This is a genomic window from Streptomyces sp. NPDC050509 (assembly GCF_044457965.1).
Classification (GTDB): Bacteria; Actinomycetota; Actinomycetes; order Streptomycetales; family Streptomycetaceae; genus Streptomyces.
On sequence record NZ_JBITHL010000005.1, the window covers coordinates 250095 to 276282 of the forward strand.

At 68.0% G+C, this 26188-nt stretch carries 17 protein-coding genes and 5 pseudogenes; 7 read left to right on the forward strand and 15 right to left on the reverse strand.

Annotated elements, in window-relative coordinates; all coding sequences use genetic code 11:
* Window positions 1-13 precede the first annotated feature (13 nt).
* From ACIBJC_RS16620 to ACIBJC_RS16630, 3 genes and pseudogenes are all read left to right on the forward strand, one after another.
* Window positions 14-265, forward strand: coding sequence for a hypothetical protein (locus ACIBJC_RS16620; RefSeq protein ID WP_399292627.1), 252 nt, complete (start codon window positions 14-16; stop codon window positions 263-265).
* A complete protein-coding gene (locus ACIBJC_RS16625; RefSeq protein WP_399292628.1) occupies window positions 253-498 on the forward strand; it encodes a hypothetical protein in 246 nt (81 codons plus the stop codon). Before ACIBJC_RS16620 ends, ACIBJC_RS16625 begins: the two co-directional genes overlap by 13 nt.
* A 21-nt stretch (window positions 499-519) precedes the next feature.
* Window positions 520-1173, forward strand: a pseudogene (locus ACIBJC_RS16630) (site-specific integrase); the annotation flags it as partial.
* Window positions 1174-1306: 133 nt separating this feature from the next.
* Here ACIBJC_RS16630 and ACIBJC_RS16635 read toward each other — a convergent pair.
* The 6 genes and pseudogenes from ACIBJC_RS16635 to ACIBJC_RS16660 all read right to left on the reverse strand — a co-directional run bounded on the left by ACIBJC_RS16635 (window position 1307) and on the right by ACIBJC_RS16660 (window position 4318).
* The gene (locus tag ACIBJC_RS16635) at window positions 1307-1711 is read right to left on the reverse strand and encodes a DUF6896 domain-containing protein (RefSeq protein WP_399292629.1); all 405 of its coding nucleotides are present in this window, start codon (window positions 1709-1711) and stop codon (window positions 1307-1309) included.
* Window positions 1708-2112 (reverse strand): annotated as a pseudogene (locus ACIBJC_RS16640) (ParB/RepB/Spo0J family partition protein); the annotation flags it as partial. The pseudogene ACIBJC_RS16640 and the gene ACIBJC_RS16635, both read right to left, overlap by 4 nt.
* 152 nt (window positions 2113-2264) lie before the next feature.
* Window positions 2265-2480, reverse strand: a pseudogene (locus tag ACIBJC_RS16645) (helix-turn-helix domain-containing protein); the annotation flags it as partial.
* Window positions 2481-2515: 35 nt separating this feature from the next.
* The gene (locus tag ACIBJC_RS16650; protein WP_200305578.1) at window positions 2516-2854 is read right to left on the reverse strand and encodes a helix-turn-helix domain-containing protein; all 339 of its coding nucleotides are present in this window, start codon (window positions 2852-2854) and stop codon (window positions 2516-2518) included.
* A complete protein-coding gene (locus ACIBJC_RS16655; RefSeq protein WP_399292630.1) occupies window positions 2851-3234 on the reverse strand; it encodes a type II toxin-antitoxin system RelE/ParE family toxin in 384 nt (127 codons plus the stop codon). The genes ACIBJC_RS16650 and ACIBJC_RS16655 overlap by 4 nt, the downstream gene beginning before the upstream one ends.
* A gap of 643 nt (window positions 3235-3877) precedes the next feature.
* Window positions 3878-4318, reverse strand: a complete 441-nt coding sequence (locus ACIBJC_RS16660) for a GntR family transcriptional regulator (RefSeq protein ID WP_399292631.1) — start codon at window positions 4316-4318, stop codon at window positions 3878-3880.
* A 310-nt stretch (window positions 4319-4628) separates the two neighbouring features.
* Here ACIBJC_RS16660 and ACIBJC_RS16665 point away from each other — a divergent pair.
* From ACIBJC_RS16665 to ACIBJC_RS16680, 4 genes and pseudogenes are all read left to right on the forward strand, one after another.
* A pseudogene (locus tag ACIBJC_RS16665) lies at window positions 4629-6384 on the forward strand (replication initiator).
* Window positions 6381-6572, forward strand: coding sequence for a helix-turn-helix domain-containing protein (locus ACIBJC_RS16670; protein WP_399292633.1), 192 nt, complete (start codon window positions 6381-6383; stop codon window positions 6570-6572). Before ACIBJC_RS16665 ends, ACIBJC_RS16670 begins: the two are co-directional and overlap by 4 nt.
* On the forward strand, window positions 6572-7882 hold the full coding sequence (locus tag ACIBJC_RS16675) for a tyrosine-type recombinase/integrase (RefSeq protein WP_399292635.1): 1311 nt from the start codon (window positions 6572-6574) through the stop codon (window positions 7880-7882). Before ACIBJC_RS16670 ends, ACIBJC_RS16675 begins: the two co-directional genes overlap by 1 nt.
* Before the next feature lie 293 nt (window positions 7883-8175).
* Window positions 8176-9354, forward strand: coding sequence for an IS30 family transposase (locus ACIBJC_RS16680; protein WP_399293185.1), 1179 nt, complete (start codon window positions 8176-8178; stop codon window positions 9352-9354).
* Window positions 9355-9437: 83 nt separating this feature from the next.
* Here the strand turns inward: ACIBJC_RS16680 and ACIBJC_RS16685 are convergent, their stop codons facing one another.
* The 9 genes and pseudogenes from ACIBJC_RS16685 to nagB all read right to left on the reverse strand — a co-directional run bounded on the left by ACIBJC_RS16685 (window position 9438) and on the right by nagB (window position 26180).
* Window positions 9438-10202, reverse strand: a complete 765-nt coding sequence (locus ACIBJC_RS16685; RefSeq protein ID WP_399292637.1) for a barstar family protein — start codon at window positions 10200-10202, stop codon at window positions 9438-9440.
* Window positions 10203-10270: 68 nt separating this feature from the next.
* A pseudogene (locus tag ACIBJC_RS16690) lies at window positions 10271-10612 on the reverse strand (hypothetical protein); the annotation flags it as partial.
* A gap of 168 nt (window positions 10613-10780) precedes the next feature.
* Window positions 10781-11068, reverse strand: a complete 288-nt coding sequence (locus ACIBJC_RS16695; protein ID WP_399292639.1) for a hypothetical protein — start codon at window positions 11066-11068, stop codon at window positions 10781-10783.
* Window positions 11061-11399, reverse strand: a complete 339-nt coding sequence (locus ACIBJC_RS16700; RefSeq protein ID WP_399292641.1) for a hypothetical protein — start codon at window positions 11397-11399, stop codon at window positions 11061-11063. Before ACIBJC_RS16700 ends, ACIBJC_RS16695 begins: the two co-directional genes overlap by 8 nt.
* 157 nt (window positions 11400-11556) lie before the next feature.
* Complete coding sequence (locus ACIBJC_RS16705) at window positions 11557-12804, reverse strand: helix-turn-helix domain-containing protein (protein WP_399292643.1); 1248 nt, start codon at window positions 12802-12804, stop codon at window positions 11557-11559.
* Window positions 12805-13526: 722 nt separating this feature from the next.
* Window positions 13527-13790: a hypothetical protein gene (locus tag ACIBJC_RS16710; protein WP_399292645.1), complete on the reverse strand. Its 264-nt coding sequence runs from the start codon at window positions 13788-13790 to the stop codon at window positions 13527-13529.
* A 76-nt stretch (window positions 13791-13866) separates the two neighbouring features.
* Window positions 13867-20721 (reverse strand): polymorphic toxin-type HINT domain-containing protein, encoded by a 6855-nt coding sequence (locus tag ACIBJC_RS16715; RefSeq protein WP_399292647.1) that lies wholly within the window; start codon window positions 20719-20721, stop codon window positions 13867-13869.
* Between the two features lie 202 nt (window positions 20722-20923).
* Entirely contained in the window at window positions 20924-25282 is a 4359-nt protein-coding gene (locus ACIBJC_RS16720) for a LamG-like jellyroll fold domain-containing protein (RefSeq protein WP_399292649.1), read from the reverse strand.
* Window positions 25283-25397: 115 nt separating this feature from the next.
* Complete coding sequence (gene nagB, locus ACIBJC_RS16725) at window positions 25398-26180, reverse strand: glucosamine-6-phosphate deaminase (protein WP_399292651.1); 783 nt, start codon at window positions 26178-26180, stop codon at window positions 25398-25400.
* Between the last annotated feature and the right edge of the window lie 8 nt (window positions 26181-26188).

The window sequence follows — 26188 nt, forward strand, 5'->3', positions numbered from 1 at the left end:
CCGCCTCGCCGGGGTGGTCACGATGACGGCCCCCACCCCTGGTGCCGACGGGCATCCCGTCTCGCCCGATGCCGGTGCCCTGGTGGTCGACCGGCGGAGCGGCAAGGTGGGCGTGGTGATGGGGCATGTGGGGCCGTACGTGCAGCTTCGGCCGCCGCGCGGTGGCCGGGAGTGGGACGTGCCGCCCGAGTACGTTCGTCCGCCGACCCAGGCCGAGGAATTGAGTGCCAAGGTGGCTGTGGCCAACCGGAGGTGGGGACGGTGACGCCTCGCTCGGTCCTCCGTTACGAGACCTGGACGCTCCAGCCCGACCGCGAGCCGGACGCGGAGCCGGTCCATTACGCGATGCAGTGCGCCGTGGACGGAGAGACCTCGCCGACAAGCGAGGACTTCGCCGAACCGCAGGACTGGGTCCTGCGGCACTGCGGCCAGAACCCGTCCCACCACACCTACCGGGAGATCATCACCCGCCCCTGGCAGACCTGGCGCCAGACGTGACATACCTCGCTCGCCCAGGCGCCGCTCACCGCAGACGAAGCCCGCCAGTTCCTCGACGTCGCAAACGGCCACCGCCTGCACGCCCTGTTCGAACTCGCTCTCCACACCGGACTCCGCAAGGGCGAACTCCTCGGCCTGCACTGGGAAGACCTCAACCTCGACGTCGGCACCGCCGCCATCCGCCGAACCTTGCAGCGCACCACCGCAGGTGGGCTCACCACACTGCCGACCAAGACGCGGGCTTCCGAGCGCCGCATCGCCCTACCCACCCGCTGCGTCCACTCGTTGAAGCTCCACCGCGAGCAGCAGCAGTGCGAACGGGAGTCCGCAGGCACCACGTGGCAGGACAGCGGGCACGTGTTCACCACCCCGCACGGCAAAGCGATCGACCCGACCAACCTCACCCGCGCCTTCACCACGCTCCTCCGCAAGGCCGACCTCCGCCGCATCCGCTTCCACGACCTCCGGCACTCGACAGCCACCCTGCTCCTGGAACAGGGCGTCGAACTCGTCGTGATCAAGGAACTCCTCGGCCACGCCCACATCGGTGTCACTGCCACCGTCTACGCCCACGTCCGACTCCGCCTCCAGCGCCAGGCCATCGACACCCTCGGCAGCATCCTCAGCCAGACCGACGCCCCGGACGACCCGCCCACCGCAGCCGTCGTCCGCTGACGTTGCCGTCACCGTTGCCGTCAAAGCACCGCGAGGCCCCCTCTCCAAGAGCTGCAGGAAGAGGGGGCCTCGTCATTTTAATTCGACCCCGGATAGGAATGGAATCGACCTTCAGACCGACCAGGGGATGGTGCTACTCAACTGTCGAAAACCATCTGCTGCGCGGCTCCGACAAGCGTCCCAGCGAGACCAAACTTCTGCACGCGGGAACGATTTCGTCCAGGCTTTCCGTGGATTCTTCACCGAGGCTTATCGAAAGCCTCCTGACCCTCCAGGCATCAAATACTTCCGTCCCTTCCTCTAGGAAGTCCACGTCCACTTCGGCCCCACTGGCCTCAATGAAAAGGCATCCAGAACCGTGGACGTTGTATTCAACACCTTCCCGGATATGCCCGGCCTTCTCCAGGGCTCGCGACCGATACAGATGGAGGATGCTAGCCAGCCCTTGCCCACCCGGGTGACAGTGCTGAACAGCGCTGCGCACCCGGGAGAGGGCCTGCAAGTACGCCTCGACTTCCCTCAAAATCTGGCCCGTCATCGATACCCCGGTCTCTTGTGCTTGTTCACCAGACGGTCCGGCCCTACCTCGGCCCAGGCAGTTGTGATGTCATCGGCGCCCCCGGGATACCTGGCACGAATGTCAGCATCCGAACGCACCCGATACGGCACATCAATCCCCGCACGCTTCGCCGCGGCAACACGATGGTGACCGTCCAGGACGTACAGGTCATCACCGATCTTCGCCACGGATATCGGATCTCCCTGCCATCCATTCTCCTTCATTGAAGCAGTTAGCGAATCGACGTTCCTCTTGGACGCGTTGCCTGACAGATCCTCCGTACGCCTGAAGCTGTACGCATCCGCACTTCCGCAAATTCCATTCGAATTGTGAACGAGGACCGGCGTCTGCCCCGCCAGCACATAGTACGTGTGCAGGTCAGGCCGCTCCTACCTGCAAGTTTGCTGGTCAGCGAGCGATTTGACAGTCGCCGGATGTTCGTGCTCGTGCGCTGGAGTCTGCTGGTGTTGCCGTCACTACTGCCGTCAGTGGTCTATACCGCCTGGGGAATTCCAGGAATTCCGAATGCGTGTCAAGCGGCTTTGTCGTGCGGGGTGAGGCTGATGGTCAGGTCGGCGCCGAGAGCCTGAGCCAGGCGGCGCAGGAGGGGAAGCGTGGGCACGGTCCCACCGCCTTCGAAGCGGGAGATCTGCGGCTGCTTCATCCCGCACCGCTCGGCCAGCTCGGCCTGGGACAGCCCGAGCTCGATGCGCCGGTCGTGGACGAGTTGCCCGAGCTCACGTCCGAGCGCGGAAGGCGGGTCCTGCATGGTTCCTCCCCGCCTCAGGCCGCTGGGGCGACGATGGTGACAGTGGGTTCGTCTCCGCCGGCGAGGTGCACGTCCACTGTGAGGTCCAGTGCGCGGGCCAGGCGCATGATGACCGCGATGGGCGGCAGCTCGGTGGCCGTCTCGATGCCTTCGATGTCATCGACGCCGACGTGCATGCGCTCGGCGAGATCGGCCTCGCTCAGACCCAGCTGCTTACGCCGGTCGTAGACGGCCTTGCCCAACGTCATGGCCAGGCCGGCCTCTTCGTAGACCCGGTCGTACTCGGGGTCAGCGTCCAGGTGTTCGCCCAGCAGCTGGCGGTGGCGACGGGTCCTCCATTCGCTGTGGTTCATCGGTTCTCCTTGGAGTTGCGGCTGTAGAGGTCGTGCTCGGCGGCGGCTTCATGCTCTGCCTCGCACAATCGCTGTGCGGCGTGGGCGCGGTCCACTTCGGCCTGCTCGCGCATCTTGGTCTTGCGGAACACGGTGAGCAGCACGACACGTCGGCCGGGCGCCAGCCAGTAGGTGATCCGCTGATGGGCATCGCCCAGGCGGAAGCGCAGTTCGCGGAGCTTGCCGCCCAGGTGGCGGGAGTGCGGTTCGTCGAGCGTGGTGGGCTGCTCGGCGAGCAGGTCGGCGACGCGTTCGGCCTGCTTGTAGTGATGGGCGGGAATGTTCTCCAGCCACAGCCGCACCTCCGGCTCGATCTCGATCGAGTACCGCCTACTGTCCATAGCATCGATGATATATGGCACGGGGCACGAGAGCGCGACTTCGTGACTCAGGTCGTGTGCCGTCGCCGCGACCGCAGCCACTCCAGCGTCGCACACCCCCGTACTACCCCCCTTCGTCCTGACGCCACGGCGCCGCCCGCAAACCAGCGGCAACCTGCCGAGGCGGCGCAGGGTCGGCTTCTTTCGGCAGGATCGGAACCGAGCGGGAGAGGCAGCGTACGGCCGGGCTGGTGCGTCACCCAGTCTGGCGGCGCGGGGCCGGGGCGGGAGGGGGGGCCTCCGACGGGTGGCCGGGAGCTTCGCTCCCCGCCGGAGGCGACGCAGGCCACCACCCTCGGCGAGTCCGGCGGCGGGCGTGAGGGTCGGCCCCCTGGTCGGCCATGTGCCTGCGATTCGGCCGTAGGACGGTCGTGGGCGACAACTTGCTCCGCCAGGAGCCCGGTTCCGGTCATCCCGGCAATCTGGCCGGTTGCTGCTCTCGCAATCCTGGGCCGCTTGCCGGGGCGGCTGGTCTCCCGAGCGAACGGCGGGCTTGTCGGCGACGGCGGTCAGTCAATGCGGGCGGGGCCCGCCTTGAACCTCGTAGAGAAAATCTGAACGCACCGCCCTGACACAGCCCTGACCATCGTCCCGGCAAGGCGGATCAGTGGCCCCGCTTGCCGCTGCCCGTCTCCAGGGCCTCGACGCGGCCACGGAGGTCGGCCAGCTGCTCGACGGCGTCGACCAGTGCCCGTTCCAGCGCCTCGACGCGGGCCGTCGTCCCGCCGACGGGTGCGGTCGCCTCCGGGCCGTCGAGGTCATCAGCGTCGTCGGCGACGTGGTCGTGGTGGGCGACGAAGGCGCCCTTGCCGGGGCGGGAGACCGCCCACCCGTCCTGCTTCAACAGGGCCATGGCCTTCTGCACGGTCAGGCTCGCCGCCCCGAACTCCCGCATCAACACGGCCTGCGTCGGCAACGCGTCCCCCGGCCGCAGCCCACCGGAGTGGATCCGCTCGCGCAGGGTCTCGGCGATCACCTCGAACGTCAGCGGCACCCCGCTGCCCGCCGGCCTCCGTCCGCGCCTCGCCACCACCACGCCGGTCACCCCCGCTTTCCACGCCCTTTACCAGCGAAATCCGGCCCGTCCAAACCGGGAAACCGGCCCCACACTACCCGCGTCCCACCACCCACAAGAAAGGAATCAGGAGGGATGCACTTGAATGCGCCGGTGAGGCGATGTTAACGTCCCACACCCGCCGGTGATCACCACCGCGCCCCGCCGACCAGCCCCCTGGTCCGGCCCCCGCGCCCAACTTCGAGGCGCCCCCGTTCCCCTGTGAGCCGATCACTTCGGCCTGCCCACGCCGCCCCGCGCCGTACCTCTTCCGCGCTCCCGCCGAAAGGCCCCTTCGCGTATGCCCGCACAGCTCCAACTCCCGTGCTCCGCAGCCGTTCGAGCCGCCTCGCGTCCCTCGTCGTCGGCGTTGACGACGCCGACCTGCCCGGCGGACGTCACCGCCTCGACGGCAGGGCGGTCGGCGCTGGAGCGCCGCGCCAGGCTCACCGCCAAGCTGGCGAAGCTCGCCGCCACCGGCCAACTCGCACCCCTCACACGGCAGATAGCCGGACTCGGCGGCTGCGCGCACCCGATCCGCCTCACCGGGCACCGCACCCGACTCGACAGCGCGACCGGCGAGATCCTCGACCACTTCGACTCCGGTCAACTCCCGGCGGGCGAACTGCTGGTCCGCTGCGGCAACCGCCGCGCCACCCGCTGCCCCGCCTGCTCCACCGTCTACCGCTACGACACCTACCAACTCATCGCCGCCGGCCTGCGCGGCGGCAAAACTGTCCCCACCAGCGTCGCCGCCCACCCCCGCGTCTGCGCCACCCTCACCGCACCCGGCTTCGGCCCCGTCCACAACCAACCCGACACCGGCCGCTGCCACTGCGGCCACACCCACCCCGACAACGACCGACTGCTCGGCACGCCGCTCGACCCCGAGCGGTACGACTACGCGGGCGCGGTGCTGTGGAACGCGCACGCCCCGGCCCTGTGGGCACGCTTCACCACCCACCTGCGCCGCGAGATCGCCAAAAGCCGCCGGCCTCACCCAGCGCACGCTGCGCCACCACGCCACGCTCTCGTACGCCAAGGTCGCCGAGTACCAGAAGCGCGGTCAGGTCCACTTCCATGCCGTCATCCGCCTCGACGGACCCAGCGGTCCCGGCAGCACCCCGCCCGCCTGGGCCACCACCCAGCTCCTCGACCACGCCGTCCACACCGCTGCCACACGCACCCGCGTCCACCACGAGGGCGAACCGCCGAAGCAACCGCAGCCCGCCGGGCGCGTCCCCGCGTCCCAGCCTCAAGTCTCAGATCGGGCGCGGTGGTTGGTGTTCCGGTTTGGGCGGCAGATCGACGTCCGGGCGATCCGCAGCACGGACTTCACCGGCGGCGGCCCGGTCACCGAGCGGCACGTCGCCGCCTACATCGCCAAGTACGCCACCAAGGGAGCCGAGACCACCACCGGCACCCTCGACCGCCGCCTCCGCCTCCTCGCCGAACTCGCCACCCACGACATCACCGACCACGCCCGCCACATGATCCACACCGCCTGGCACCTCGCCACCAAACGCGCGCACGCCCACCTCCACCTACGCCAATGGGCCCACATGCTCGGCTTCCGCGGCCACTTCTCCACCCGCACCCGCCACTACTCCACCACCCTCACCCACCTCCGAGCCGAACGCACCACCTGGCGAACCAGCCAACCCGACACCCGGGCCCCCGCCCCCGCCCTGGCGTCGGCGTCGGCGTCGGCGTCGGCCGGTCAGACAAGCGGCAGTCCGATCGGTGACCAGGCCCAGCACTCCACTGACCTGACCGCCGGTCACCGTCCCGGTCACCACAACAGCGCCGGTCAACGCGTGGACTCGGACACCACGCTGGTCATCTCCCACTGGCAGTACGCCGGAACCGGCCTCCTACCCGAACACGAACACCTCGCCGACCTCCTGACCGCCACACGGCAGACCCGACCCGGGCAACCGACCCACACCCGGCGCTCGAAGCGCTCCAGTGACCGCGCTGGCGACCGCACCGCTCACCCGGTCGGTCACTCCACCGATCGGCTGCCCCCTGCTGTCCGAGCGGGGGCCGTCGCGTGACCGCCGGCACGGAACTCCTCACCGTCCCCCAGGTCATGGCACGCCTCCAACTCGGCCGCACCGCCGTCTACGACCTCATCCGCACCCACCAACTCCCCTCCCTCACCCTCGGCCGCGCCCGCCGCATCCCCACCCACGCCCTCACCGACTTCATCCGCACCCGCCTCGAACAGGAAGCCGCCGCCTGATGACCACGCCGCGCCCCACCTCATCCCGCCGCACCCGCTCCCGCGCCAACGGCGACGGAACCGTCTACCAGCGCAAGGACAGCCGCTGGGAAGCCGCCGGATACGTCCTCGCCCCCGGCAACACCCGCCGCCGCGTCCGCGTCTACGGCATCACCCGCAAGGAAGCCCTCGCCAAGCTCACCGAGAAGATCGCCGCCAGCAACCGCGGCCTCCCCATCCCGTCCGCGCAGGGAAGCCTGGCCGCGTACCTGACGTACTGGCTCGACGCTGTCGCCGTCCATCAGCTCCGTGAGAACACGCACACCCGCTACACCGCCGTCACCCGGCTCTACCTCATCCCCGGACTGGGCAAAAGGAAGCTTGCCAAGCTCACCGCCAAGGACGTCCGTACCTGGCTCAACCAGCTCCGCACCACCTGCCAGTGCTGCACCCGCAACATTGACACCGCCCGCGATGAGCCCCTCTGCTGTGCCGCCGGAAAGTGCTGTTCCAAGCGGCTCTCGCCCCTGACCCTGGCCTACGTGCACTCTGTCCTCAAGTCCGCCCTGGAGCACGCCGTGCGTGAGGAGGAGATCCCGCGCAACGTCGCCCGCAACGTCCGCACTGGCACACCCCGCCCCCGCCGCTTCGAACCCCTCACTGCCGACGAAGCCCGCGAGTTCCTGGCCGCCGCCAACGGTCACCGGTTGCAGCCGCTGTTCGAACTCGCTCTGCACACTGGCCTCCGCAAGGGCGAACTCCTCGGCCTGCGCTGGGAAGACCTCGACCTGGCCGGCGGAACCGCCAGCATCCGCCGCACCCTCCAGCGCACCAACTCCGGTGGCCTGACCGCCCTCCCGACCAAGACCAAGAGCTCCGAACGGCGCATCGCCCTGCCGACGCCGTGCCAGCGCTCCCTCGAACAGCACCGCGACCGACAGCGCAAGGAACGCGAGGCGGCGGGGACGGGCTGGAAGGACAGCGGCTACGTCTTCACCCGCCTCGACGGCGCCCCGATCGAAGGGTCCACCCTCACCCGGCACTTCAACATCCTGCTCCGCCAGGCCAGACTCCGCCGCATCCGGTTCCACGACCTCCGCCACTCGGCGGCCACTCTCCTCCTGGAGCAAGGAGTGGAACTCGTCGTGATCAAGGAACTGTTGGGCCACGCCCACATCGGCGTCACCGCCACCGTCTACGCCCACGTCCGGCTCCGCCTCCAACGCGACGCCATCGACCTCCTCGGCCACGCCCTCCGCAACCCCGCGGAGCTCGCCAGGGGGCCCGACGACGGCGACGAACCACCCCTCGTCGGAGCCACCGTCCGCTGACGTTGCCGTCAACTACTGCCGTCACCCCACCCAGACGCCCCGCCAGATGCGGCGGGTTCTACTGATCCCCGCAACACCCTGGAGTTCAGGGAGTTGCGGGGATCGTGGATTTTGAGGTGCTGAAGGCGAAGTTCTTCGAGGCACTGGATCGGGAGGGCGGCAGCGTCACCGCTGCCGCTCGCGCTGCCGGAGTGAACCGCAATACGGCGTTCGCATGGGCCCGCCAGGCTGGTGTCCGCGGTCGCGGCAAGCCCGGCACGTCTGGGCATCCCGGTCGGGCGGAGTACGAGCGGCTGCGTGCAGCCGGAGTCCGACGCCGGGATGCCGCCGCGCAGGTCGGTGTTCACGTGCGCACCGCCGACGACTGGGACCAGGGCATCCGGCAGATCGGCCATTCGCGACTGCGCCCTGACGGCCGCCTGATCGTCTATAAGACCGGTGTGACCATCATCCAACCGTCCCTCGCGGCAGTCGACGCGCCGCTGCACCCCAGGTTCCTGAGCGTGACCGAGCGGGAGACGATCGCGGACATGCACCGGGCCGGCCACTCGCTGCGGGCGATCGGACGGGCCCTGGGACGGCCGGCGTCCACGGTCAAGCGGGAGATCGACGCCCGGCCGGTCGACGGCGTCTACCGGCCGCACCGGGCCCAGCGGGCCTGGGCTGAGAGCCGGTCACGGCCCAGGGCCTCGAAGCTCGCCGCAGACGGGCCGCTGCGTCGATACGTTGAGGACAAGCTGCGCGAACGCTGGTCCCCAGAGCAGATCAGTCACGCTGTGGGCATCGAGTTCCCCGACGACGAGAGCATGCGGGTGAGTCCGGAGACGATCTACCAGGCCATCTACGTCCAGGCCCGAGGCGGCCTGCGCCGTGAGATCGCGGTCGCACTGCGCAGCGGTCGCACCCGCCGCAAGCCTCACCGCAGCCCGGAGCAGCGCACTCGCCGCTTCGTCGACGAGATGGTGATGATCTCCGAGCGGCCTGCCGAGGTGGAAGACCGGGCGGTTCCCGGCCACTGGGAAGGCGATCTGATCGTCGGCCCCCGCAGCGACAGCGCGATCGTCACCCTGGTCGAGCGCTCCACCCGCTACGTCATGCTCGGGCATCTGCCCGGCGGACACACCGCCGAGGAGGTCCGCGACGTGCTGGTACCGCTGATCCAGACCCTGCCCGAGCACCTGCGCGGCTCGCTGACCTGGGACCAGGGCTGCGAGATGGCCGCCCACAAGCAGTTCACCGTGGCCACGGGAGTGCCGGTCTACTTCTGCGATCCGCACTCGCCCTGGCAACGCGGGTCGAATGAGAACACGAACGGCCTGCTGCGGCAGTACTTCCCCAAGAGCACCGATCTGTCCGTGCACAGTGCCGAAGACCTCGAACACGTCGCCCAGCAACTCAACGGCCGGCCACGCAAAACGCTCGGCTGGAAAACCCCAGCCGAGCGCCTGCGTGATCTACTGACGACCGCGTAAGCCATCAGGTGTTGCGAGGACCCCGAGAATCCGCCATGCCACCTGGCGGGGCGTCATATTTGCTCGCGCGCACGCCTCCAAAGTCAGCAAGTGGTGAGATCTAAGCGGAATTCGCGCATTAGTCCCACAATCGAATCCAGGAAGGCGTGATCAAGAGATTCTTGAGACGCCTGAAAGTTCCGCCAAACAATCCTGGCCGGGGGACCCTCGCCGAAACTCGAAGAAATACAGTCCGCGAGAGCGTCGAGATTCGATCCAAAGTACCCACCCGGCCCGTTGACCGCCTCACCCAATGCACAGTAGAACCCCGACTTCGTGGAAATTTGCCCACCGTCCAAGTGGACAACCTCCTTCACTCCATAGCGCGCAGCCCTACGGTTCGATGCGAACCAGGAATTCTGAACGACGTGCAGCCATGCACTCTGATAGTTCGCCGGCCACCGAACCCATTCACCCTCCTCCAGGGCGATCCCTGATGCCCAACGCGGCCAAATCCTCTCAGCTTCGGGATACTCGCAGCGATTACCAAAAACCCGGTAAGCGACTCTCGAAATATTTCCGCCTGGCTCCTCTACGCCCGTATCGCCGAGTACAACTCGACCAATGAAGTACTCACCAATCTTCCCCCGTTGGCGATTCATGACCGCCATTACTGCATCTTCGGCCCTCCGCCTTCCCTTCTCGACCTCATGGGCCCTCAGGAAAGCCACTTCCGGTACTTCTTCTTCCGGGTCGACAAAAAACCCCTCTACTCCCTCAGCGGCAACAAGCACCCCCCCGGACTCTTCATCCGATACCACGTACAACGGAAAATCCACCTTTCCCGCTACCGGCAGTTCGCCAGCCATACCTAATCCCCAAACCGGAACTGGTGCAGCGACAATCAAGTCGCTGCACCAGTTAACCAATAGAGCTACTAATTCCACCCCGAGTCAGGGAAGTGGGGTGCACTGAAGCGTTGAATCTTCGTGTAATGCGTGGACGTCCAGCCGTATACCTTGACGCCGTTCGGCAGCTCCTTTTCCAGGATTCTGTCAGTTTCCGGCCTGCCCGGCACGCGGTACTCCTTGGAACCTGCCCACCACGGGTGTTCGCGTCCCCCGTACGTGTCGTGCGAGGGAATCCGCCCCGCCTTCACGTCGTCGTAGGCTGAAGCGATCTTGTTATTCATCCCCCTGGGTAGAGGATCCGACAGCTTGGGACAGTTGCTGTTGTGAACCAAGACCGGCGTCTGACCAGCGAGTACATAGTACGTGTGCTACGCGGCCCTTCTCTATCTGCATATTCGCAGATCAGCGGCGGTTTCGGGTTCCGCTAGCGTCCGTGGTTGTGCGGGGGAATCCGTGGGTGTTGCCGTCGGTACTGCCGTCAAGGGCTCGGGCCGCGCGGTCGCGTTGCCGCTGGCGTGGTGTCGCCCCTGGGGACTTCACTGCCATGCGCCAGGCTCGGCACGGACGAGGGCTCGGACGGTCTGCTCATACAGTTCGCGGCCGCTCTGTGCGCAGTGTCCGGCGATCCAGCGGGTCAGTTCGTCCGGGGTGTGCAGCGTGCCTGACGTGGCACCGCAGTTGCGCTCTTCGCCGGTGACGCAGACCGCCTCCATGGTCGGCAGCGCCAGAGGGTCGGGGGCGGTGGTCACGCGGTACTCGCGGAAGCGGTAGCGCCCCCGAGAGGCATCGCGTACTGGTGCGCCGGCGGTCGGAGAGTCAGGCATCCTCGGTCGCCTCGTCCTGATCCGGGATGCGCTGTCCGCGCGAGTCCGCGACCCTGAGCACGTCCGCCAGCGCTTCTGTCAACCGGCGGGCCAACCAGCGGCATTCGGTGGCCGACAGGGCTTTCGCGCCGGGTGCCGTGGCGTCGCGGGCGTACTCCAGCAGCTCCTGACCCATGCCAAGTTGTACTGTCTCGATGCTGTCGGCGAGGGTGGAGAGGTAGCCCCGGCCATCGGTGCTCAGGTAGCAGGGCTTCCCCTCCGGGCTGGTCCACGGAAGTAAGCGGGGACCTCCCCCACCCGACGCGGCGTCGTACAGCTCTCTGCGACGCATGCGGTCGGCATCGCTCCTGGGCTGGCTCACTGGGCACCCCCGGCCTGGGTCACTGATGGTGGACACACCGACCGTAGGTACTGACTGGCCGTCACCCCAGGTGGGAGCCATGGCAGTTCGCGACTCTTGGTTCACGAACTGCCACTCTGCGTGGCAGCTACCCGACAACGCCCAGGTAGTCGGCCATTTCGCGCATCTCCGTCGTGAGGGTGCGCTTGCGCTTGCCCAGGATCTCCTGCATGGTCTCGGCTGCCCCGTTCTGGTGCCGCAGCCACTGCGGGGCGGCTTCGCGCGCGCGGGTCAACTCGTCCATGGCGGCGGACAGGTCGCCGGTCCGGGTGTGGGCGCGCGCCACATCGAGGGTGAAGCGGTTCCCGTCGTTGGTGCTGGGCTTGCCCAGGCGCTTCCACGCCTTGGGCGACAACTCCTCCTGCTCGCCTGCCTTGCGCACCACCGCGCGGGCGTCGCCGATGACCAGGGAGTCTTCGAGTGCCTTGACCGCGACGGTGACCGGTCCGAAGACGGACCAGTGCCGGGAGACGTTGCGATGTGCGGTCCCGACCGCGGTTGCCGCGACCCGGGCGGCTTGACGGTACGCCTTCGCCTCGTCGGGACGGTTGTTCCTCGCGGCTGCGGCGGCGGCCTCCATCGCCAGGCCGCCCCACACCGCGTAGTGGTCCGGCTCGGCCCCGGTGATCTTCGGCTCCACCGCGTCCATGCTCCGGGCGGCGACCTGTTCCGCCTCGTCCAAACGGCCCTGTCTCACCAGCAGCCAGCACATGCAGCCGACACCGGAGCCCGCCGCAAGCATGTCTCCGGCCTGACGGGCATCCATGATGGCGCCGCGCACAGCGGCATACGCAATGTCGTACTGCCGTACCTGGGTGAGGTAGGTGCCGGCCAGACGCAGCGCCTCGGCGCGTGCCAGCAGGGCCTGCCGATGCTCGTCCCCGCTGCCGTAGTAGGCGACAGCTTGTGCGGCATCACGCAGCAGGCCCGGCAGTTGGGCCGCAACACTCTTGTAGCTGTCGGAGAAGTACAGCACCCGTGCGTCTTGCAGCGACCGCCGGAAGGTGCGCAGGTTCGGTTCCTCGCCCACGACTTCGGCGTCCTGGTCCACGAGTCCGACGGCCGGGGTGAGGGCGGCGCGGAGCTGGATCAGGTTGACCCGGTTAGGCTCCTCGGTCCGCCCGACGGGCTCAGGGGCATCCGAGGCCATCAGCGCGGCCGTGGTCACGCCCAGTGCGCGGGCGAGCGTATGCAGGGTCTCCATGCGGAGAGTGCCGCCCTGCTCGGCCTTGCGTACCGTGCCCGGCGATACGCCTGCGGCATGGGCCAGTTCCTCCTGGCTCATCCCCGCGCGACGCCGGTACCTGCGGACGTTGTCGGCCAACTCCGTAATCATCAACTCACCACCTCCCACTCCACGGTACGCCCGGCCGGCACATCAGCCGGGGGCGATCCGGCAGACACCCACCCACAGGAGTGCCCCACCACGTGGCTGGCCGGAACTCCGGCAGCATCCACGCCTGAGCGGGAGGGGGTCCCTCGTCGATCGGGCAGCTTCGCCGTGCCAGGGTTCCCCGGGGGCCGCCAAGGCTCACACCGTGACGCGTGCGCTCGGCCTTGGCGGCCCCCGGGGGTTCCTGGTACGCCTCCGGTGACCGGGCGGCGAGGGACCCCCTCCCGCGACCCCGCCCCCACGCCACGACGAAGCCGCACCCGCACACGCCCCCTGCCCCTCAGAGAGAGGGCCGGGGTCTGGGGCAGGGCCCCAGGATGGTTCGCTGTGCTGGCTGTTGCGCGCCCGGACCGGCGGGGCCGTCGCCAGCGGGGCGGAGACAGGAGCGGGCGGCGGCCCCGAGGGGCCGGAGCGCGCGCGGGCCGCGTCAGCGGGCCGCCTTGATCAAGTAAAGAAACTCTGAACAGCTCACCCGCTGACCGAGCGCGGACGGCTCCCGCACTCCGGAACGTGCGTTTCAGTGCCGATGCCTTCGCTTTGGGTGGCGTCGGACATGGCGCAGACGCCCGGCGCCATCGCGCGTGGGCACAGCACCATGCTCGGCGAACAGTCCGCCGACGTTGCCGTCAGCCGTTGCCGTCAACGGCCCGCCGGACACGAGAAGATCAATGTTTCTCAACCCGCTCAAGAATGAGGTCGATTTCAGATTCGATCTCTTGATCCGCCGTTAGGTGAATATGAGAACCTTCATGAACACCTTGCTGAGCAAGCGTCAATAGGTGACGTGCCAGTGAAGTCAATCCGGCGCGATTCGCCTTGATGACTACCTCCGTCGACCTGACCGTCAATTCAATTTCGAAATCATCGTCCCAGACGAAGTGCAGTCCTTCGCCAGCCCGATATTCTGGAACATCGATCACACGATCCATCACTACTATCACTTCCTGTACCGACGCAGTGGGGAGCCGTCGAGGTCTCGTTCGGCGGCCCCCCGGCCTGCAGGTTCTATTCGAGGTAGATGTGTCGATTTTCTACAACCATTGACTTACCGGGCTTTCTCGGATTCGGCACCATTCGCTCAAAGTTCATGTGCGGACCACCGCCGTGCTGTCCTGTGATATCCGATTCACCCATCCTGGCAACGCGCGTGCCGTCCTTTGAGACGTATCGCCCACTGCCCTTCACGGGCTCGGAATAGCCGGGCCCAACCCACCTCTCCGCGGCGTCGAGTGCTTCGTTCGTAGGCACTCGGGTTCCATCCACCGGATGACCGTCGGCATCAAATTTTCGGTAAGAGGTCCAGGGATCGCAGTTTGAGTTGTGAACGAGGACCGGCGTGGCCCCAGCCAGCACATAGTACGTGTGGAGGTCCATCACGGTGAGGTTGTGGACCGTCTTGTACTCGGTCCAGCGCTTGACCGCAGCGATCCGGACGTGGTCGCCCGTGCTCGTACGGAGCTGCTGGCCCGTGCGGAGTTCGGTGGCGTCGATCCACTCGGCGAGCTCCGGGACCCAGAAGGGGTGGCTGGCCGTGGCCGTGACCGAGGCGGTTCTGTTGCCCTTCTCTCCGTCCAGGTCGATGGTGACTCTGGCGAGGTTTTTGAGTCCCTTGGTGGTTATTTCCGCTGTCACTGTTTTTGCGACGGTCTTGCCGGTCTCGGGATCGGTTGCCAGAACCCTGTCGCCGATCTTGACATCGGCGATCTTCTTGCGCGTGCCGTCGGCCAGCAACACTTCGGTGTCTGGGAGGAAGCTGCTGACTTTGCAAGTGCCGAGTTTCGCCGCAGTGGCATGGTCACCCTGCTTGAGGAGCTTGGCGGCCTTGCCGATCTTTCCTACTGGAAGGAGACCGGCGACGGTCCAGACGCATCCGCTGACGCTTCCCTTGGCGCATCGCTGCGCATCGCGGACCCCGATGACTTCGAGGAAATCTGCTGTCGGCTTGACCCACCCGAGTTCGTGAAGCGCCGAACAGAGATCACCAGCGGAATTGCCCTGGCATTGACCCCCTGCCCAGCTCACCAGCATTTGGCTGTACGAGGCGTCCGGATAGGCTCCGCCGTGCCCTCTCGCGAAGAGCTCCTCCTGCGTGGGAACCCGGACGCCCGCGATGACTGGTTGCTGGCTCGACGATCCGCTCGACCCTTGCCGGTTCGTCGAGCTCTTTCCGCCGCCGCCCCCGCCGCTCTTGCCCCCGCCTCCGCTGCCTCCACTGCCGACTTCGTACCGGGCCTTTGCCCCCGAGTCGTCCGTGACGTAGCGGGTCGGGTCGCCCGCCACCTGGCCTGTGCCGCCGATCGGATACCCGATTCCGCACATGTCCGCGGGGCAGAGGCCCGTCGGGTCCGACCAGGTCAGCGGGTTGTTGCCGGCGTAGGCGTAGCCGTTGATCTGCTGGGAGTCGGTGAGGTTCATGACCGGGTCGGCGGAGAGGAAGCGGCCCGTTGCCGGGTCGTATTCGCGGGCGCCGAGGTGTGTCAGGCCGGTCGAGGTGTCGGCTGTGCCGCCGACGAAGCCCTTGGTGCCGGGCCAGGTGGCGGGTTGCGTGCCGCGGGTTCCGCCGAAGGGCAGGGTGCGGCGCTGCATGAGTTGGTGGGAGGTCGCGTCGACGGCGAGTTGGGCGGTGCCGTGGTGGTCCGCGATCGTGACGGAGACTTTTCCGTCGTTCTCCTGGATGGCCTGGTGGCCGCCGCCGAGGTCGAAGTAGCGCGTGGCCTTGGGGGGGGATGCCCCCTTGGGCAGGACGATTTCGGTGCCGCCGAGGTAGAGGGTCGTGCCTTCCGGGGTACGGCCGATGAGCCGGTTGCCGTCGGCGTCGTAGAGGTATTCGGTGACCTTGTCGGCGGCGCCTTCGACCGGCTGCGTCACCTTGGTGAGCCGGCCTTCGGCGTCCCAGGTGAGCGTCTGCTTGTCGCCGCCGAGGGTACGGGTCGCGGTGCTGCCGGTCTTGTCGTAGGTGAACGTGTCCTGAGCGGTGCCTGTGGGGCCGGTGGAGGTGACCGACGTCAGTGTGTGCGGCTGCGCGGCTCCCGGAGCCGGATAGGCGTAGGAGCGCTTGACGTCCTTGGCGCTGTTCCCGGCCGCGTCATGGACCGTTTCGGTGCGGCGGTTGCCGACCTGGTCGTAGGTGTACGAGTTCCAGTACGGCGCCGGTCCTCCGAGGGAGCTACTGCTCGGCTGAGCGGCGCAGCTCGACTGGCCCTGGGCCCACGCCTCGGTCATGCGACGGAGGTGGTCGTAGGTGAAGCACTGGGTGTCGTTGCCGGCGCGGGCCACGTCGGAGACGGCGAGAACGTTGCCCGCTTCGTCGTAGCGGAAGGTGCTGTACTGATCGACACCCGAGACGTTCAGACGGTCCACACGAGCGGTCGACAGCCGCTGGGTTCCCCACTCGTACGTGTTGGTCACCTGCGTCTGCTTGCCGGCTATGCCGGGCAGCCGGTACTGGAGGGGTTTGCCCGTGTAGCTGTAGCTCACCTCGGACTTCACACCCTCGGCGCTGCCGGTCGTCGCGATCGGCCGCTGAGTGTCGTCCTCGTACGTGTAGGCGACCGTCGCCGCGGAGAGGGCGCCCGCCTTGGGGTAGCCGACCCCTTCGATGTCGCCGGCCACGTTGTACGAGTTTGTCGACAGGTAGGTACCGCCCAGCCCGTTCTCTGTGGTGGGGATCGTGATGCTGGAGCGGAGCACCCGGTAGAGACGGTCGTAGGCGACCACCTTCGAGGTGTACGCCTCGCCCCCGACGTAGCGGGTGGACTCCGACGGCTGTCCCTTGGCTCCGCTGATCGTGTCGTAAGCCCACTTCGCGCGCAGGGTGCCGGTGGTGGACCCCTCCCGCAGTTCGGTCTTGCGGCCCAGGCCGTCGTACACGTACGCGAGGGTGGTGTTGCGCGCGTCCTTGGTGGAGGTCAACTGCCCGCGGTCGTCATAGGTGCTGGTGGTGGCACCCTTGTCGGGGTCGGTGCTTCTGGTCTGGCGGCCGAGCAGGTCGTAGGAGTACGTCCATTTGTTGCCGGCGGTGTCGGTGAACTCGGACAGTTCGTCGCGGTTGGTATAGGCGTAGGTCAGCGAGTTGTAGGCGGAGTCCGCCGAGCGCTGCTGGTGCTGGCGCAGTTCGGTGGTCTTGCCGCGCGCGTCCGTGAGCGTGGTCGTGGTGGTGGCGCCGACCGGCGGTATCACCGTGACGCGGTCGCCGCCGTAGGTCGTCCTGGTGGTGGCCAGTACGGTGCCGCCGTCGCCGTTTCCGGCGATCTGCCGGGTTTCCGTCGGCCGCCCCAGTCCGTCGAACGTGGAGCGGGTCTGCGTCTCGACGGAGAGCGCGTTGTCCGGCTCGAAGGGTTTGCCCGCCGCCGGTTTTCCGGTCGTGTAGTAGGGCGCGAAACTCTTGGCCAGCAGCCCGCGTTCGTCGTAGAAGTTGTCGGTGATGATGCGTCCGCCGTCGGGTCCGGGCACTTGGGCCTGGCGCTCCCTCAGCAGTCCGTCGTGGATGGTGTAGGAGGTGCGCTGTACGCCTCTGTTGCCCAGCAGCTTGGTACCGACCACGACGGGCTGGCCCTCGTCCACGCTGTACGTGAACTCATAGGCGGGCGTCTGATTCGTGCGCTGGTCGGCCAGCCAGACCTTGGTGGAGCGACCGAGAGCGTCATAGGCGAAAGTCGTCACCCCACCGTTGGTGTCGGTCTGGGTCAACGGCTGGCCACGCAGGATCTCGTGGGCCGTGACCGAGGTTTGTGCCGTCGCCGTGTCATCCTCCGCCGCGGGCGGACTCGTCACACGGACGCTGGTGGCGAAGCCGGTCGCGGGGGTGCGTGCCGTGACGGTGGTCCGCCCGTCGGTGCGCGCGGTCCGGGTCACCACACCTGCCGCGGTCACGGAGACGTCGGCGGTCAGGTCGGTGCTGCTGGTCGCGCGACCGTAGGAGTCGAAGGTGGATCCCGTCTCCAGGTAGACCGCGGTGGTGCCGTCGTACTTCTTCAGCTGTGCGGTGGCCGTGGCGTCGCCCTTCGACGGCGCCGCGTCGTACGCGGCACCGTCGTACGTGGTCCTGACATCGGAGACCACGTCGGCGGGGCGGGAGACATCGGCGGCACACGGCTTGGCCACCACCTCCACCCGGGACGGCAGGGTGAGGATGTTCTTCTCAGTGTTCGTGGCGTAGGCGATGGTGGTGCAGCGGTCATCGGCCGAGGTCGCCTGGTCACCGGAGTCGTCCGTGCGGACGGGCCGTCCCGCGACGGTGTCGTACGTGGTCGACGACGCGGTGACGCGCCACGCGGCGCCTGCCCCGTCGTCGAGCGACGTCCATACCTTGGAGTTGGCGCTCCCGGTGAAGTTCGCGGTGACTGTGCCCCAGTCCCGTACCTTCTTCGCCGTCTCGTGATGCCACGGCCGGTTCACCGTCTTGCTCAGGATCTTCCCCGAGGGACCGGAGTACGTGACGTTCTTGTACGCGAAGCCAGCTGCGGATCTGTGATCCGTGATCGCGTCGCCCTCGCCCGCGTCGAGTGACACGGAGACTGATTTGGTACCGCCCGTGGTGTCTTTGCGGTCGCCGTCCATGCCACGCAGGAAATAGGTGTCGGTCTGCGTCTTCATCGCGGCGGCACCGCCCTGTCCGCCGGTCTGGACCCGGACCTGGCCGTATCCACGCCATTGTGACCAGGTCTTCTGCTTCTCCTCCGTCAGACCGTCGTCATCGTCGTAGTGCCAGGCCGCGGCGCCGAGGTACTGGTAGCGGGCAACCTGGTCGGGAGCGCCGCCGGTCCGGTCGGTGGAGGTGACAGAGGCGACCACATACTTGTTGAACCACTGGAGCGTCGGGTCCTCGGTGGTGCTGCCGCCCACATACTGCGGGAAACAGCGTGTGGAGTTCGACTGCGGCGTCGGCAGAGCGTTCCAGTCGCAGGTCGCGTCGGAGTAGTTCACCGAGACCTGGCCGCCCGATTCGTCATCGATCGATGACAGCCGGCTCTTGATGAAGGGCGCGTAACCGTCACCGGTCTTGTCGAGACGGTTCGAGAGCTGGGTATAGGCGAACGTCGTCTTCGGCAGGGTGACCGCGGGGCTCGCGGTATGACCGGTGTGCTGGACGGAATCCAGCAGCAGTTGGTAGTCCGTGTCGGCCATACCCCAGCGATGGCCGATCTTCCACGAGTCGACCTTCTGGTAGGCGCTGCCGTCCCACACCTGGGAGTCGACGCCCGTCAACCGCTTCCGGGTGAAGAACGCCGGTGAGAGCCGGCCCTTGTCGCACTTCTCGCCCGTGTTGCAGTTGAGGTCCCACGGGGTGTCGTACCAGTAAGCAGCGTCCGTACTGATCGATCCGCAGGTCGTCTGGGTGTTGGCCAGACACCGCTCGCTGCTGGTGAAGTTCATCTTGCCCAGCGCCTTGGCGGTGTACATCGCCGAGGACTTCAAGCCGTATTCGATCCGGTCGAGATAACCGCCCCGGGTGTAACGGGTGTTGTCGTCCTCCTTCAGATTCCGACCGTACGAGTTCGCTTCCTTGTCGTAGTAATACGCGACAGCGTTGCTGCGTGTGTCGACGACATAGTCCAGGTTCCACCGCCATGCCTGCTGGCACCAGGAGTCGGCGAACGTCGAGGCGTGACAGGGTTCGGCGGCGTCATTTCCGTATACCGGCACCGTCCAGGTGGAGTCTGTCTCTTCGTTTCCCTCGACCCAGTTGGGCAGCCGGTTGAATCCGAAGTAGTAGCGGATACCGGCCGGATCGGTGAGCTGCCAGAACTCACCGTCGTTGTCACCGTTTCCACGGTTGGTGGACTTCCGGTGTTCGATGACGGTGCCGTCGTCGTCCTTCAGCTTCCACTTGTCGTCGCCCGCGGGTACGAGCTCACCGCCCTTCCCGTTGAACGAGATGAACGCGTTGTCGTAGCCCCAGCACTGATCGCCGGGCTTGTTGCCGTCCGCGTTCTCCACCCCGTCGTCCGCGCATGGCTTGTAGCGGCGTTCGATGAAGCCGGGAGAAAGGTCGAAGCCGTCACCGACCCACGACGACTGGTTGTTGCTGTTGGCGGTACGGCCGTCGACACCACCCGACGAGTACGAGAGCCCGACGCTGGGCTTCAGCCCTCCCGGCACCTCCGCTGCGGGCAGAGCGTACGACCAGGTGAAGTCCCCGGTGTTCAGATTGGTGTTCCAGGCCCCTGACGGTGACAACGATGTGGCTTTGTAGCTTCCCTTGTCCCCTTCGGCATCGGCCTGGACCGCCAGCACGGTCGCCTCGGCGGACGTGAGAGAGACCGAGTCGGCGGTGAGGGTGTTCCGCTCGGCGTCATGGGAGGCGGGGAGCGGCTTCCCTGTACGGCACTTCGGGGCATTCGGGGTCGACAGTGCACACGCGGGCAGCTCGACAAGGCGCAGGCGGGAGGCGTATCCGCCCCCGTACACCTGGCCGAAGGAGGAGTAGTCGACCTGGGTGCGGACGGATCCCTCGGTATGTACGGAACGCAGAGCGAACAGAGGGCCGTCCACACCGGCCTTCTCCGAGGCGGCGCGATCGAGTACCCGCACCTCGACCTCTCCACGGGCGGCGCGGCCCTTCTTCGCCTCGGGAGCCGCCAAGGACAGGGGTACGCCCGGCACGGCCACCGCGCCGGATCTCGTGGCACGCGTGGCAGTCGGCTCCGGCAGGCGCACCCGCGCAGAAGCGGCCTTCGGCCATGCGTCGCCGGGACGCTCCTCGGGGGTTCGCGGCCCCTTCATCACCGCACGCGGCTTCACCTCACCCGGGCTGCCCGGTACGACCCGTTCCGACGCGGGGAGGGCGACTCCTTCCATCCCCTCGTCCGCCACGGCGACGGTCGGCTGGACCACGCCCTGGAGGAGCGTGGCGACCATGATTACCGAGGAGGCCAACGCGACGCGACGCCGCAGAGGACGGAACCGTGAGCCTTGTCTGCCGTTCATGCCTGTTCTTCAACCCCTCACTACAGCCACCCGGCGACAGAGGTCGCACAAGGCGGAGCGGAAGCCATACAGCGGAGTGATCAAAACCTGCCGCGGGCATGGATGGCTGTGCCCTCCATGCCCGCTCCACCGGTCAGTCGGCGGGTACTTCCGTAGCCATCCCGGGAGCGCCGACGGAGAGCTGGCTGATCTGCGGATCCGTCAACGTGCCCTGGAACGCCCATACGTCGGAGAGAACTCCGGGCCAGAACTGTCCCCAGGTGGAGCCACTCTTGATCCGGCCCATGTGGAGAGGCTGGGTCGCTTTGAACGACAGCACGTCCTCGGCCCAGGAAGCCCTGTCGGCGCAGGTGCCGTCGGCCTCTCCGTTCTCGTCCTCGTCCGCGCAGGCGATCTCTTCCAGCTCGCCGTTCACGAAGAGCCGCAGCTCCTTGGTGAATCCGTCGTAGACCACCGCCAAGTGCGTCCAGTCCGTGGGGCCGTAGAACTGTCCGTTCTCCACCTCGGTGGATGCTGCCGAAGAACTGTCCTGGTCGGCCATGGCGATCCGCCATCGACCGGCATCCGTATCCGGTGTGGCGCTCGGCATGTAGCGGAGGGAGAAGGCGTTCTTCTGCGCCCCTGGCACGCTGAGCAACGTCACTCCGGACTTCGGCAGCGCCGCTGCCTGCGCCCAGGCGCTGACGGTGAAACTGGCGCCGGTGTCCACCGGTACGGCAGCAGTGGTCGCGTAGTCGTCGACGCCGTCCAGGACCAGCCCGCCGTCCACCCAGCCGGACCCGATCTGCGCACCGGCGCCGAGAGCCAGATCGTTTCCTTCCTCGGATGCGTCCGGGCTGCTGTTCCCACTCCTCTGTTCAAACGTCCAGCGGCCCTTGACCACCGGGCTCTGCTTGAACAACTGCCGCACCTCGTCCGCCGAGACCGGGCGGTCGAAGATCTTCACCTCGTCGATCTGGCCGGGGAAGTACGAGTCGGGCTTGCCCTCGTAGGAGCCGGCGCCGATCTGTACCGGGCCGCCCGCGTACCAGGTCTGGGAGACGGCCGCCCGGCCCGCCTCGACGCCGTTGACGTACAGGGTGAGCTGGTTGGCGACGGTGTCGTGGACGCCCACCAGGTGGGTCCATTCGCCGCCGTACGCGGTTCTGCCCTCGGCCTGCATGGCGCGGATGGCGTTGGAGTCGGGGGTGTCGGAGATGTACTGGTTGAAGACCCACCGGTCGTAGGCGTTGGAGTAGTAGAGCTCGAAGCCGGATTTGTGGTCCCCGGCCTGCGTCGCGATGATCGCCGCGTGGTCGGGCTTGGTCTTGGAGGGCTTCGCCCATGCCGAGACCGTGAAGCTGCGCCGGTTGTTGACGTGCGGCGCCGCGGCGGTGGCGTAGTCGTCCTTTCCGTCGAGCGTCAGGGCCTTGCCGTTCATCCCGGCGCGGCCCGGGGTGGCGCCGCCTTTGAGGACCGCCGGGTGGATGTCGGCGCGGCCGGTGACGCGGGTCGCGTCGGCCGGTTCGTCGAGGGGGAAGACCGCGCGGGCGGGGCGGCCCGTTCCGATGGGCTGCTTGTTGTGCAGGCGGGTGACCTCGGTGGCCGTGAGCGGCTTGTCGTAGATCCGTACGTCGTCGATGGTCCCGGGGAAGAACGACGCGGCCTTCCCGCTGTACGAGCCCGCGCCGATCTGGAGTCCGCGGCGCGCGTCCCACGGCGTCGTGTACGGGGTCGTGCCGACCAGCTTGCCCTGGACGTACAGCTTCAGCTCGCCGTCGGTCTGGCTGTACGTACCGGCGAGATGCGTCCACACCCCGGCCTTGGCGTCGCCCGGCGCCGCCGACATGGCGCGCACCGCGTTGGAATCCGCGGTGTCGGAGAGGTACTGGTTGAACACCCAGCGGTCGTAGGACTTGGAGTAGTACAACTCGAAGCCGGGGCTGTGGTTGCCCGGCTGCGTGGCGATGATCGCCGCGGCCTCCGGCGCTCTGGACAGCTTCACCCAGGCCGCCGCGGAGAAGCCGCTCTCGGTGGCCACCGTGGGGATGTCCGTCTGCGCGTAGTCGTCGACCCCGTCGAAGGAGACCGCCGTGCCGATCGCGCCCGCCACGCCCGGTGCGGCGCCGCCGCGCAGGTCGGCGACGCGGGAGCCGGCCGTTCCCTCGGCCGACGTGGCGCCGGCCGGATCGTCGAGGTTCCAGGCGGCCCGCTCGGGCTGGCCGGCCTTGACCCGGTACTGGTAGGTGCGGATCTCACTGCCGTTGCCGGCGGCGTCGAAGGCCTGGGCGGTGACGAAGTTCAGCCCCGGCTCGGACGGAAGCACCTGGGTGGTCTTCGCCGCGCCGCCCGTGGTGGCCAGCGCGTTCTTCGAGGACGGGTCGGTGTCGACCCCGAACCAGTACCTGACCACGTCACTGTCGGCGGCCTTCAGTTCGAACGCGCCGTACTTGCCGACCCCGTCCGACCACGGGTCGTCGGGATCCTCCGGGTCCGAGGCCGGATACTCCCCGGAGGCGATCGCCGGAGCCCTGGGCACACTCGTGTCGTACGTGAAATAGCAGCCCGTCGGGTCCCCGGCGGTCGACCAGGGGGAGTACTGCGCCCCGTCGTACGACCTCACGTACCAGGCCACCTGCTTGTTCTTCGGTACCGACGACGGCAGGGCGATCGAGAAGCCCGACCCCGACGGCTTCGCCGTGGTGCGGGCGGGGCTCCAGCGGGCCACCGTCCCCTTGCCGTCCCCCGTGTCCCAGGACGCCTGGAACTGCACGGAGACGTTGTCGCCGTCCGGATCGGTCACCTTGCTCGCCTGGACCTTGCCCAGGGTGCGCACCCTGGCCGCGTTCGCCGGCTTCTTGCAGGTCCCGCCGTACTCCATCGTGAGCTGCGACATCTTGATCTGCGGGGGCGGACGGTTGTACTTCACCCGCAGATACGCCTTGTCCGAGAAGCGCTTCCAGCCGTACGCGTCCGACTCGCTGCCCGCGCGCAGCCCGAACGTCATCGTGGACCACTTGCCGTTCGCGGCCTCCTGCACGGCCGACTTCACGTCGAACTCCGCGTCCTTCGCCGAACAGCCGTCGTAGCCGTAGGCGAACGAGCTGGACCGCAGCTCCTTGATCCAGAAGCCGGAGGCCTTCTGCGCGTTCCACGTCGTCGAGGAGGAGATGTCCTTCGTACGCCACAGCTCCACGCTGCGCGCATCACACGACGCCGACCAGGTGTTGCGCACCACGAACTCGGCCGACAGGACCGTCTTCCCGGCGAACTTCGAGGTGGGGATGCGGTAGAAGAGCCGCTTGGTGTCGTTCGGCTGGCAATAGGACCAATTGCAGAAGCCCATACCGGCCGTCGACTCGCCGTTGAACTTCCACTGCGGGGACGACGCCCAGTACTCCGACGCCATCGTCCAGGCCGACGCCCTCGGCGAGTACCACTGCGGGTCGATGAACACCGGGTACACCGTGTCCGCGCCCGACAGCACCTCCGCGTCCGGGGTCAGTACGAGGGCGTCGCCCGCCGCGGGCACGGCCACCTCCACGGCCGCCAGCTTGCCCGACTCGCTCGCGCCGGGTTCGCGCGCCGCGCCTTCGCCCTCGCCGCTCTCGACGGCCGCCCGCCGGCGGGCCGATCCCGTACCGTCGCCGGCCGGGGCGCTGGAGTCCCACATCATCGGCTTCGGCGCCTCGAACACCGCGCCCTGCGCGCCCTGGTCGACCGCTTCCAGGCCGCCCTCGGCCGTCTCGCGTACGTCCACGCCCTCCGCGGCGAGGCCGAGGCGCAACGCGGCCAGCTTCTCGCTCGCCGCGGCCTCGGCCGTCTTCACGACGAGGAGTTGGGTGAAGCCGTCCTCCTGCGCGCCCATCCGCAGATCGACCCCGGGAAGTACGTCGCGGTACGTGGCGATGGAGCCGTTCAGCTCCGGCGCCGGCAGGGGCCCGGGCCAGGAGAGCGCGACCTCGCGCCCCGCCTTGTCCATCCGTACGAGCGGCTCGGCGCCCCCGGAGGAGAACCGGATGCCCACGGTGGACACCTTCGGGGCGACCGTTCCGTCAGAGGCCTTGGCCAGTTCGGTGTCGACGGGCTGCCACGCGCCGTCGACGCGGGCCCGTACGGGACGCAGGTACTCGCGCGCCTCCAACGCGCCCTCGGGGGTGGCGAACACATCGCTGTGCTCACTGCGGAGGGAGGCGATCTCGACAGGCCGACCTGAACGTTTCGCCTCGGCGAGCGCGCCGTCGGTGGTGGCCTCAGCGGCGGCCTCGCCCGGCTCCTGACGCGCGCCGGCGACCGATGTGGAGTCGGCGGACGTGGAACCGACGGACGTAGAGCCGGCCGACGTGGAGCCGACGGACGCGGGTAACGGTCGTGCGGCGGCGGGCAGAGCGCTCAGCGGGACAAGTCCCGCCGCCAGGACGACGGCGAGCCCGCACACCAGGCCCCCCGCGTACGGCGGACCGCGCCTGCGTCTCTTCTCCCGGCCATCACGATTTCCCCACGCCCCACCCATGGATCCCCACCCCAAGCGTCACAGGAAGTACACAACTTCGCAGAGTTAAGTACCGTCGCGCAGGGTTGTCAACGGAGATCTATGGGGCCATCCAGGCCTGAGCGGGGCGAATCTGTCAGATGCCCTGCCACTCCGGCTTGGACGCGAACGTCGCGCGGAAGTAGTCGGCCAGCTTCAGGCGTGAGGCCGCCGCCTCGTCCACGACCACCGTCGCGTGCGGATGGAGCTGGAGCGCGGACGCGGGTACGAGGGCGGCGACCGGGCCTTCGACCGCCTGGGCCACCGCGTCCGCCTTGCCCTCGCCCGTGGCGAGGAGGACCAGGTGGCGGGCTTCCAGGATGGTGCCGATGCCCTGGGTGATCACGTGGTGCGGGACCTCGTCCGGGCTGGTGAAGAAGCGGGCGTTGTCCTCGCGGGTCCGGCGGGTCAGGGTCTTGATCCGGGTACGGGAGGCGAGGGACGAGCAGGGTTCGTTGAAGCCGATGTGGCCGTCCGTGCCGATGCCGAGGAGCTGGAGGTCGACCCCGCCCGCCTCGGTCAGTGCCCGGTCGTAGGCCTCGCACGCGGCCTGGATGTCCTCGGCGCTGCCGTCGGGGCCGAGGAAGGCGCTCGGGTCCAGGCCGAGCGGTTCGACGACCTCGCGCAGGACGACGGAGCGGTACGACTCGGGGTGGCCCTGCGGGAGCCCCACGTACTCGTCGAGCTGGGCTATCCGGGCGCCCGAGGCGTCCACGGTGCCCGCCCTGACCTGGGCCGCCAGGGCCTGGTAGATCGGCAGGGGGGTGGAGCCGGTGGCCACGCCGAGCAGGGCGTCGGGCTTACGGCGCAGCAGTGCGGCGATGCTGTCGGCGATGAGCGCGCCGCCCGCGGCGGCGTCCTGGACGATGACCACTTCCACGCTGGGCC